The sequence below is a fragment of the Streptomyces rectiviolaceus genome (assembly GCF_039533825.1).
In the GTDB taxonomy this organism is placed as follows: domain Bacteria; phylum Actinomycetota; class Actinomycetes; order Streptomycetales; family Streptomycetaceae; genus Streptomyces; species Streptomyces rectiviolaceus.
Map to the genome: position 1 here is coordinate 46866 of NZ_BAAAUG010000086.1, position 9666 is coordinate 56531.

The following is a 9666-nucleotide window of genomic DNA, read 5'->3' on the forward strand; positions in this document are numbered from 1 at the left end:
TCTCGATCCGCCGGGGCCCGCTGTCGTCGTGGGGCCGGAGCCCCGTATCCCCTCGCTCAGTGAGCGGAGGCCGGCCGGTCGGCTCGGACCACGCCGAAGGCGTCCGCCATCCGCAGCGCGGCCTCCAGGTCGCCGTGGACGTCGACGACCTCGGCGCTGAGCGCGTCCTCGAGCGGCAGGGAACCCGAGCCCAGTTGGAGCAGGGTGCCCAGGTCCGTGACGAGCGTCGTCACCGCGTCCGCGGCGGGGCCGATGTCCATCTCGACGGTGCCGTCGTCGACGCGGGCGTGGAAGACGAGCTCGGCGATCACGAACTCGTAGGTCTCGCGTACACCGAGAGCGCGGTCCGGGCGGAACGAGGCGCCGACGGCTCCGACGATGCCGTGGCGGCCTCCGGTGGCCTCGGGATGCGCGCCGAGGATGGCTATCGCCCTTGCGGCGGCCGGGAGTTCACCCTCCAGCTGGGCGAGGCCGCGCGCGACGACGTCCTGGATGTCCACGAGGCGGGCACCGATGGCGAGGAACGTCCCGAGGTCGGTCGTGATGACGCAGGCGGGGTCCGGGGCGCCGCCGTTGCGAATGTCGAGTACGCCGTCGTCGACACGGAGGTGGAACGCGTCGCCGTCCACCCGGATCTCGTACGTCTCCCGCACGCCGGAGGCCTCTTCGGGCCGGAAGCTGGCGCGCAGACAGCCGAGCACCCAGTTGAGCCGGAAGGTGTCGCCCGGCCGGTGCGGGCTCGGCAGCCGCATGCCCCAGCGGGTGAGCTCGTCGACCACCGGGCGCATGGCGGCGCCGAGTTCGGTCAGTTCGTAGACCGCGGACGGCGCGGGGGGCGGCAGCTTGGCCTGGCTGAGGATGCCCGCGTCGCGCAGCGCGCGCAGCCGCTCGGCCAGGACGTTGGGGCCGATGCCGGGCAGTCCCGCGACGAGGTCGGTGTAGCGCTTGGGGCCGAGCAGCAGCTCGCGCACGATCAGCAGGGACCATCGGCCGCCGACGACGTCCAGGGCCCGCGCCGCCGGACAGGACTGGTCGTAACTGCGTGTCATGCGGGTGGGTTCACCTCCCCCATTGATAGCGGGCACTTAGGTTTTCTATAGTACCCATCAACTCGGGGGTATCAGTGGCCTGTTGAGTCGCGCTGGGGTGTGACCGCCTCACGCAGAGCATTCGACCAGTTCCGCGACGGATCGACGCGACGCATCGAAGGGACCACTCGTGACCCAGGCGACCTCTCTCCCGCACGGGCACTTACGCCACCGCGTCGCACGAGCCGCGCGTGCCGTGACCGCGGCGGGCCTGCTGACGTCACTGCTGGTGGGCGGTGCGCAGACGCCCGCGCAGGCCACGGGGGCCCAGGCCCCCGCGGCCCTGGAGCCGTGCGCCGAGCGGGCGAGCGTGGAGGTGTTCAAGGAAGGGGGCGTGCCCGTCCTCGACTGGCGGGAGAACCTGGAGTTCGACGGGCGCGGCACACTCTGGGTCGCCCACATCATGAAGCACCGGGTCGAGGGATACGCCCCTGACGGGACGCTCAGGACGAGCTTCCCGGTCAACGGTCCCGGCGGGATCCGCCGCGGTCCTGACGGCATGATGTACGTCAACTACGGCGTGAACCCGCTGACTTCCGGCCTCTCCGGCGGGGGCGGCATCATGCGGTTCGACCCTGCAGCGGCCCGTCCGAAGCCCGAGAAGTTCGTGGACGGCCTCGCCGGTATCAACGGCCTGGCGGTCGACGCCGACGGCAACTTCTACCTCAGCCGTGAACTCACCACCGGCGTCATCAAGATCCGCCCCGACGGCACGAAGGACGAGGCGTGGACGCGGGCCGCGGACGTCTTCGGCACCAACGGCCTGGAGATCGTCGGCGACCAGCTCTACAGCAGCGTCATCACGAACGCGGCATCCCCGGTCGTACGCATCCCGCTGAAGAACCCCGCGGGCCACACCACGGTCACCGAACTCAGCCCGAACCCTCTGGACATCAAGCTCCTCGACGATCTGACCTCCTTCGACGGCGACTTGGTGGTCGCGAGCTTCCGCGACGGCGAACTCATCAGGGTCGACCCGGCCACCGGCCGCTCCTGCGTCCTGGTGTCGGGCCTGCGCATGCCGAGCAGCGTCCGTGTCCCGCGGGGGTTCGGCGACCACGACGCGCGGCGTGAGCTGTTCGTGGTCGAGGCCTCCGGTCGCATCGTGAAGGTGACGGTCGGATGACGCGGGGGGCGTGCTGAGCGCCGAATCTTGAGATGAGACCAGTGCGGGAAGTTCGTGCAGGAATACGGAACATGGACCATCGGGGGAACAGGGCGGCATGAGTGGTGACCACGGCGACGAGCGGGAAAGCGGCAGCGGCGGCGATGGCAGTGGCGGCATAGAGCCGCTGACCCAGAGTGACCCGCGCCGGATCGGCCCCTACCCGCTCATCGGCCGGCTCGGCTCCGGCGGCATGGGCCGGGTCTACCTGGCCCGGTCAGAGGGCGGCCGGACGGTAGCCGTGAAGGTGGTGCACGAAGAGCACACCTCCAGCGGGGAGTTCAGGGCCCGGTTCCGCCGGGAGATCGAGGCGGCGCGGCGGGTAGGCGAGCACTTCACGGCGCCGGTGCTGGACGCGGACCCCGACGCCGCACGGCCCTGGGTCGCCACCGGCTACGTGCCGGGGCCCTCCCTGGAGCAGGCACTCCTGACGTACGGTCCGCTGCCCGCACCCTCGGTGTACGCACTGGCCGACGGGCTGCTGCGGGCGCTGAAGGGCATCCACGGCGCCGGAATCGTGCACCGCGACCTGAAGCCGTCCAACGTGCTGCTCACCGTCGCGGGCCCGAAGGTCATCGACTTCGGCATCGCGCGTGCGCTGCAGGTCTCCGTGGAGTCCCTGCTCACCAGCACGGGCATGGTCATCGGCTCGCCCGGCTTCATGGCACCCGAACAGATCCTGGGCGAGGAGACAGGCACGCCCGCCGACGTCTTCGCGCTCGGCTGCGTCCTCATGTACGCGGCGACGGGGCAACTGCCGTTCGGGCACGGCGCGAGCAACCAGCACACGGTGATGTACCGCATCGTCGAGGCCGCGCCCGACCTGGCCCGCGTCAAGGACGAGCCGCTGCGCACGTTCATCGCCCGTTGCCTGACCAAGTCCCCTGCCGAACGCCCGGGCGTGGACGAGCTGTTGGAGGCCCCCGAGCGGCCACGCCCCTCGGGCGCGGGGAAGGGGGCGTGGCTGCCGCCGGCGCTGGTGGCACGTCTCGCGGAGGAGGCGGCGAGGCTGCTGGACGTGGAGGCGCCTGTGACAGAGGCGAAAGAGGCGAAAGAGGAGGAGGAGGCTTCGGAGACGCCGGGCACCTCGGAGCCGCCTGGCATCTCGAAGGCGCCGGATGTCGCGACCTTCGGGCTGCGGGCGGCGCCGAAGCCGGAATCCGAGGTCGAAGCCGAAGCCGAAGCCGAAGTCACGACCGCCCCCAAGCGCCCCCACCGGCGCACCCGCAGAAGCTGGGCCATGGCCGTCGCCGTCGTCGCCGTACTGGCGTCCGGCGGCACCGTGGCCCTGCTCGACGGCGATGACGGCGCCCAGGGAGCCCCCGGCGCCGAAGGCACCCCACCCGGATCCGACAAGTCCCCGACGTCCCCCGCGCCTTCGGGATCCAAGGGCCCCGACGGCAAGGGTAAGGACGGCAAGGACGGAGAGGAGAAGGGCAAGGGCGACGACTCCTCGCCGGGCAAGGACGACAAGTCCTCCGGCGGTGGCGCCGCAGACAACGACAACGCCTCCGACAACGACCCTCCATCCGCTGGGGAGGACGGGGGTTCGGACCCCAAGGCCCCGTCGGGCGGCGGCAGTTCGGACGCGGGCGGCTCAGGCTCAGGATCGGGAACGGGAACGGGATCCGGCTCGGGATCCGACGCCTCCGACAACCGCGTCCCGCAGGGCTTCGCCGGTACCTGGGCCCTCACGTCGCCGTACGCACAGCAGCCGCAGAAGGTGATCATCTACCGGGTCGCACCGGGCGGGTACGCGGTCAAGCTCATCACCGATTCGGGCAACGGCGGGCACTGCGAGAACCAGGCCAAACTGGTGTCCGTGACGGACGGCGGGAAGCGCATCAACATCGGTACCGCCCATCTGGACGAGGGGCGCTCCAGCCAGATCGTGTGCGGTGACCTGGACCCCTCCTTCTTCACCCTCGACGCCCCGAGCGGCATCCGCCACAACGTCGGACCGGCCCACGGCGACGGCTACCACTACGACCGGGCGTGACCCGCACGGCATGTCCCAATGAGCCACATGTCCCAGTGGGACATCTCTAGGAGTACAGTCGAAGACATGAGCAGCTACCACCCGATCGACGGCGGCTACGCGTCACGCCGACACGGGGATAGATGCACAAAGGGGGACACCGAGCGCACAGTACGAAGAACGAGAAGAGGCATCCCAGATGTCAGCGCAAGAACGCCCCGAAATGCCTGCCGAGATGAAGGCGGTCCAGTACCGCACCGTGGGCGCCGCCCCCGAGGTGGTCACTGTCCCGCGCCCGGAGCCGGGCCCCGGCCAGGTCCTCCTGAAGGTCACGGCCGCGGGCGTCTGCCACTCCGACATCGCCGTGATGAGCTGGCCCGCGGCGGCCCTGACCTTCCCGCTGCCGCTCACCCTCGGCCATGAGGGCGCGGGGACCGTCGCCGCGCTAGGCGATGGCGTCACCGGCTTCGAGGTCGGCGACGCCGTGGCCGTCTACGGCCCCTGGGGCTGCGGCGCCTGCCTGATGTGCGCGCAGGGCAAGGAGAACTACTGCACGCGCGCCGCCGAGCTCGGCATCCGCCCGCCCGGACTCGGGGCGCCCGGCGCCATCGCCGAGTACATGATCGTGGATGACGCTCGCCACCTGGTCCCGCTGGACGGACTCGACCCGGTGACCGCGGTGCCGCTCACCGACGCGGGCCTGACCCCGTACCACGCCATCAAGACCTCCCTGCCCAAGCTGTCCCCCGGCAGCACAGCCGTGGTCATCGGCACCGGCGGCCTGGGGCACGTCGCCATCCAGTTGCTGCGCGCGCTGACCCCGGCACGGGTGATCGCCCTGGACGTCACCGACGGGAAACTTCGGCTCGCCCACCAGGTCGGCGCCCACGAGACCGTCCTTTCGGACGAGCACGCGGCGACAAAGGTCCGCGCGCTGACCGGCGGCCTCGGCGCCCAGGCGGTGTTCGACTTCGTCGGCGCGCCGCCCACCGTCGCCACGGCGACCGCCTGCGCCGCCGTGGAGGCGGACGTCACCATCGTCGGCATCGGCGGCGGAGCCGCGTCCGTCGGCTTCGGCACGGCCCCCTACGACGCGGCGTTCCGCGCCCCGTACTGGGGCAGCAGGGCCGAGCTGATCGAGGTGCTCGACCTGGCCCGCTCCGGCGCGATCGACGTCCATGTGGAGACGTACGCACTGGACGACGCCCCCAAGGCGTACGAGCACCTGCACGAGGGCCGGATCAGCGGCCGGGCGGTCATCCTGCCCAACGGCTGATCCTCGGCGCACCGCACCGCACCGCACGCGCCGCGACGGCGTCGGGAACGGGCTTCATCATCCGGCCATTCCCGACTCGTTCGCCGGGGCTTGTCCCCGCAGCCCGCCGCGCCATGGGGAGCGGCGCCCGCACCGCACCGCAGATCACGTGTGGCGGGATACGGCCGCCTGGCCGTGCGCCCGTCCACCCAGGCGTGGTTACGTGGCCCCAGCCGGGCCCGGGACGACTCGACGTACGCGACACCTTCGCGCCGCGTGACGAGAGGAATCCGTGCCATGCCTGCGTTACCGGCCCTCATGGGCAGGCTGTTGTCCGCCGCCTCCTGGCTGACAAGCCCGCTCGCACCGGACGACTACCTCGGACTGATCGATCCCCTGCTCGACGCGCGCCTTACCGCGGGCCGGGTGACGGCGCTGAGACCGCAGACCCCGGATGCCACCACGCTCACGCTGCGGCCCGGCCGGGGCTGGGTGGGGTACCGCGCCGGGCAGTACCTCCCGGTCGGCGTCGAGATGGACGGCGTACGGCATTGGCGCACCTACTCCCTCACCTCCGTGCCGGGCCGGGCGGACGGGCTTGTGACGATCACCGTCAAGGCCGCGCCCGACGGCAAGGTGTCCCCGCGCCTCGCGCACCGGACACCGCCGGGCACGGTTCTCCGAATCGGCCCGGCGCAAGGGGATTTCGTGCTTCCGGACCGTCCCCCGGCCCGCATCCTGCTCGTGACCGCGGGCAGCGGAATCACCCCGGCCATGGGCATGCTCCGTACCCTCATGAGCCGTCGGCCCCCGCACCCCGATGTCGTCCTGCTGCACAGCGCGCCCAGCGCCCGGGACAGCATCTTCAGCAGTGAACTGCACGCTGCAGGGCGGCAGTTGGGCTGGCTGGCCTACGGCGAACATCACACCAGGACGCACGGCAGGCTCACCCCGGACGCCCTGGGGCGGCTCTGCCCGGACTGGAGCGAGCGCGAGACCTGGGCCTGCGGCCCGGCCGCCCTGCTCGACGCCATGGAGGACCACTGGCGCGGGGCAGGTGTCCGTGAACGGCTCCATGTGGAGCGCTTCCGGCTCGCACCGGTCCTGCCGCCGGACCCCGACGCCGACCCCGGTGGCCGGGTGCTGTTCACCCGTACCGGTACCGAGGTCACAGCGGACGCCTCGACACCGCTCCTCGCCGTCGGCGAGTCAGCGGGGGCGCCGATGCCGTACGGATGCCGGAGAGGCATCTGCTTCGGCTGTCTCACTCCACTGACGTACGGGCGCGTGCGCGATCTCCGTACCGGCGAAATCCACGACCGTACCGGCCAGTTGATCCAGACCTGCGTCTCGGCAGCGGCCGGACCGCTTGCCCTCGACGCCTAGCCAAAGACCTGGCCACAGAAGGAGTCCCCATGGATGTGACCCCTCTCGCCGCCACCGAGGCGGAACCCGGCAAGGAACTGGGGGAGGAGCTCGACCGGATCCGCTCCGAGGTCATCGCCGCGCGCGGCGCCGACGACGCCCGCTACATCCGTGCGGTGATCGCCACCCAGCGCGGCCTGGAAGCGGGCGGCCGGGCGGCCCTGGCCGTCTCCCTGTTCCCGCCCGCCTGGGCGGCGGGCACCGCCATGCTCTCCGTCGCCAAGATCCTGGAGAACATGGAGCTCGGCCACAACATCCTGCACGGCCAGTGGGACTGGATGGGTGACCAGGCGATCCACTCGTCCACCTGGGAGTGGGACTTCCTGACCCCCGCCGAGGCCTGGAAGCACACCCACAACCATCTGCACCACACCTGGACCAACGTCGTCGACCGTGACCGGGATCTGGGGTACGTCGTCTTCCGGATGAGCGCCGACCAGAGCTGGCATCCGCGTCATCTCGCCCAGCCGCTCTACAACTTCGTGCTCGCACCGCTCTTCGAGTGGGGTATCGCTCTGTACGACCTGGAGCCCGAGGCCGTCGCCTCGGGCTCCAGGTCATGGCGTTCGTTCGTGACCGACCTGGCCGGGTTCGCACGCAAGGCCACCCGCCAACTCGTCAAGGACTACGCGCTCTTCCCGCTGCTCGCGGGTCCCTCGGCGCTGCCGTGTCTGATGGGCAACCTCACGGCCAACACCGTGCGCAATCTGTGGTCGCACACCATCATCTTCTGCGGCCACTTCCCCGGGGACGTCCAGACCTTCACCGAGGAACACATCGAGGGCGAGACGCGCGGTCAGTGGTATCTGCGGCAGATCCAGGGTTCGGCCAACATCGAGGGCGGTCGGCTCTTCCACGTCCTGAGCGGCAACCTCGGCCACCAGATCGAGCATCACGCCTTCCCCGATCTGCCCAGCAACCGCTATGCCGAGATCGCCCCTCGTGTGCGTGAACTGTGCGAGAAGTACGACATCCCGTACGTCACCGGGCCGTTGTGGCGGCAGTACGGCTCAGCGTGGGGACGCATCCTGCGCTTCGCCGTCCCCGCGCCGCGTCGACCTGCCTAGACGCGCAGCAGCCGTTCCAAGGATTCCCGGTACTGCCGCAGCGCGAGTCGCAGTTCCTCCGTCTGCGCCTCGGTCTCCTGGCCCTGCCAGCTCGCGCGCAGGGTGCGCCGGCGCTCCGTCAGGGTCTCGGTCAGGTGCCTGACGGCGTCGTCGAAGAGGCTGTCGGCCTCTTCCACCGCCTGGCGCGGGCTCTCGACGAAGGTGCTGAGGGCCTGTTGGAGCCGCAGGCCGAGCTTGTCCCGTTCGTCCTGCGGGAGCAGTACGGAGTCGGGGATGCCTGGAGCGGCGGTGGGGGCGCCGCTACGGGCGCCGACACCGGTGGCCGGGGCGTGCGGTGCGGTGGTCCGCTCGTGCGGTTTCTCGTGCGGTGTCTCGTGCGGTGTGAGGTGCCGGGCGTCCGTCATGACGCGCCACTTCCCTTCGCATGGCGTCGGGGCAGGGCCCACGGTGTGTGGCCGCGCTCGGCGCGGGCCGGCCGGTGGTGCCGGGGCGAGTCGGCCGTGTGTTCGGTGACCAGTGCCTCGAAGAGGTGTCGGGCCTCGACCATGGCCTCGCGCATTTCCTCGGTGCCGCCAAGGCCGCGTGTCGCCGTGTGCAGGCTGCGATAGCCGTGGACGGAGCGGGCGTGGTGCACGGAGAGTGCGGAGACCTGTTCCTCGAAGCGCTCGCCGTCGGGGAAGCCCCGGTCCCTGGCCAGACGGGCAAGGAGGGCGTCGGCCTCGGTGACGGCCTGCTGCGGCGATTCGACGAACTGCTCCTGGACGTCGGCCCACTGAGCCACGTAGCGCTCGCGCGCCCCGGGCGGCAGGGGCTCGGCCTTGATGGAGCCGTGGAGCCGTACGCGCTCGCGGAGTTCCTGTTCCGCTGCCCGGACGTCACCGTCGTGACGGGCGACCGTGTGGTCGTACTCGGGCCCGAAGCGGTGCTTCAGGCCGCGTCCGCCGCCCCGGGCTCGCCGCAGTCCGACGAAGAGGACGGCGGCTGCCGCGATGACGACCACGGCGATGATGACGGCGGTGATCATGGCTGCCTCCCTTGATGTCGTGGTCCGTTCAGCGCTGAGGCCGGCCGACGGGCACCCACGCGACGTGGGCACCGATCGGGGCGTCTGTGATCAGCGGTTGAACGAACGGTTCTGGCTTCGAACGGCGGCCGGGTACCCCCATGTCCGGCGATCAGTCGCCCATGGGGTGTACGGCGCGGCGGCGAAGGCGACACGCCCGCGCTCCGGAGGTCGCCGGATCCACCGCATCGGATGACATGCTGAAACGATCAGTGAAGTCGAGAGCGCAGTACGGCGAGTGCCGGCGAAACCTGGACCACGCGAAGGACGAGTGCGAAGTGCTGACCGTGCTGGTGCTGGCCGCCGATCACCGGGCCGGCGACCTGATCCCGCAGATCGAGGCCGTCCCCGGCGTGTACGTCATCTCCCAGACGGACGACAGTTTCCTCGCCCTGGCTCGGGCCCGCGCCCTGCTGCCCGACGTCCTGATCATCGACCTCAGCGCCCGTTTCGCCGGTGACGCCGCCACGGTCATCGACAAGGCCCGCCAACTCGAGCCGCCCAGCCACATCCTGGTCCACTCGGGCGACGCCGTGGTGGGCACTGTTTCGCCCGCCGGCGCGGTCGGCCCCGCCGCGGTCGCGTCCCCACCGGGGCTCGCGCACGCGCTGGCCCGCCTCCAGGA

8 protein-coding genes and 1 pseudogene are annotated in these 9666 nt (G+C 71.1%); 6 read left to right on the top strand and 3 right to left on the bottom strand.

Annotated features, from left to right (window positions below; all coding sequences use genetic code 11):
- Positions 1-56 precede the first annotated feature (56 nt).
- Positions 57-1049 (bottom strand): winged helix-turn-helix transcriptional regulator, encoded by a 993-nt coding sequence (locus ABD378_RS24540; RefSeq protein ID WP_344523769.1) that lies wholly within the window; start codon positions 1047-1049, stop codon positions 57-59.
- A gap of 169 nt (positions 1050-1218) precedes the next feature.
- On the opposite strand from ABD378_RS24540, the gene ABD378_RS24545 reads away from it, so the two are divergent.
- From ABD378_RS24545 to ABD378_RS24565, 5 genes are all read left to right on the top strand, one after another.
- The gene (locus ABD378_RS24545) at positions 1219-2214 is read left to right on the top strand and encodes an SMP-30/gluconolactonase/LRE family protein (protein WP_344523771.1); all 996 of its coding nucleotides are present in this window, start codon (positions 1219-1221) and stop codon (positions 2212-2214) included.
- A gap of 97 nt (positions 2215-2311) precedes the next feature.
- Positions 2312-4252, top strand: a complete 1941-nt coding sequence (locus ABD378_RS24550; protein ID WP_344523773.1) for a serine/threonine protein kinase — start codon at positions 2312-2314, stop codon at positions 4250-4252.
- Between the two features lie 214 nt (positions 4253-4466).
- Entirely contained in the window at positions 4467-5507 is a 1041-nt protein-coding gene (locus ABD378_RS24555) for an NAD(P)-dependent alcohol dehydrogenase (RefSeq protein ID WP_344523792.1), read from the top strand.
- A gap of 276 nt (positions 5508-5783) precedes the next feature.
- The gene (locus tag ABD378_RS24560) at positions 5784-6872 is read left to right on the top strand and encodes a ferredoxin reductase (protein ID WP_344523775.1); all 1089 of its coding nucleotides are present in this window, start codon (positions 5784-5786) and stop codon (positions 6870-6872) included.
- A 29-nt stretch (positions 6873-6901) separates the two neighbouring features.
- Positions 6902-7978, top strand: a complete 1077-nt coding sequence (locus tag ABD378_RS24565) for a fatty acid desaturase family protein (protein ID WP_344523777.1) — start codon at positions 6902-6904, stop codon at positions 7976-7978.
- Here ABD378_RS24565 and ABD378_RS24570 read toward each other — a convergent pair.
- Positions 7975-8382: a hypothetical protein gene (locus ABD378_RS24570; RefSeq protein ID WP_344523780.1), complete on the bottom strand. Its 408-nt coding sequence runs from the start codon at positions 8380-8382 to the stop codon at positions 7975-7977. The genes ABD378_RS24565 and ABD378_RS24570 overlap by 4 nt on opposite strands.
- Positions 8379-9002, bottom strand: a complete 624-nt coding sequence (locus ABD378_RS24575) for a hypothetical protein (protein ID WP_344523782.1) — start codon at positions 9000-9002, stop codon at positions 8379-8381. Before ABD378_RS24575 ends, ABD378_RS24570 begins: the two co-directional genes overlap by 4 nt.
- 317 nt (positions 9003-9319) lie before the next feature.
- Here ABD378_RS24575 and ABD378_RS24580 point away from each other — a divergent pair.
- A pseudogene (locus tag ABD378_RS24580) lies at positions 9320-9666 on the top strand (hypothetical protein); the annotation flags it as partial.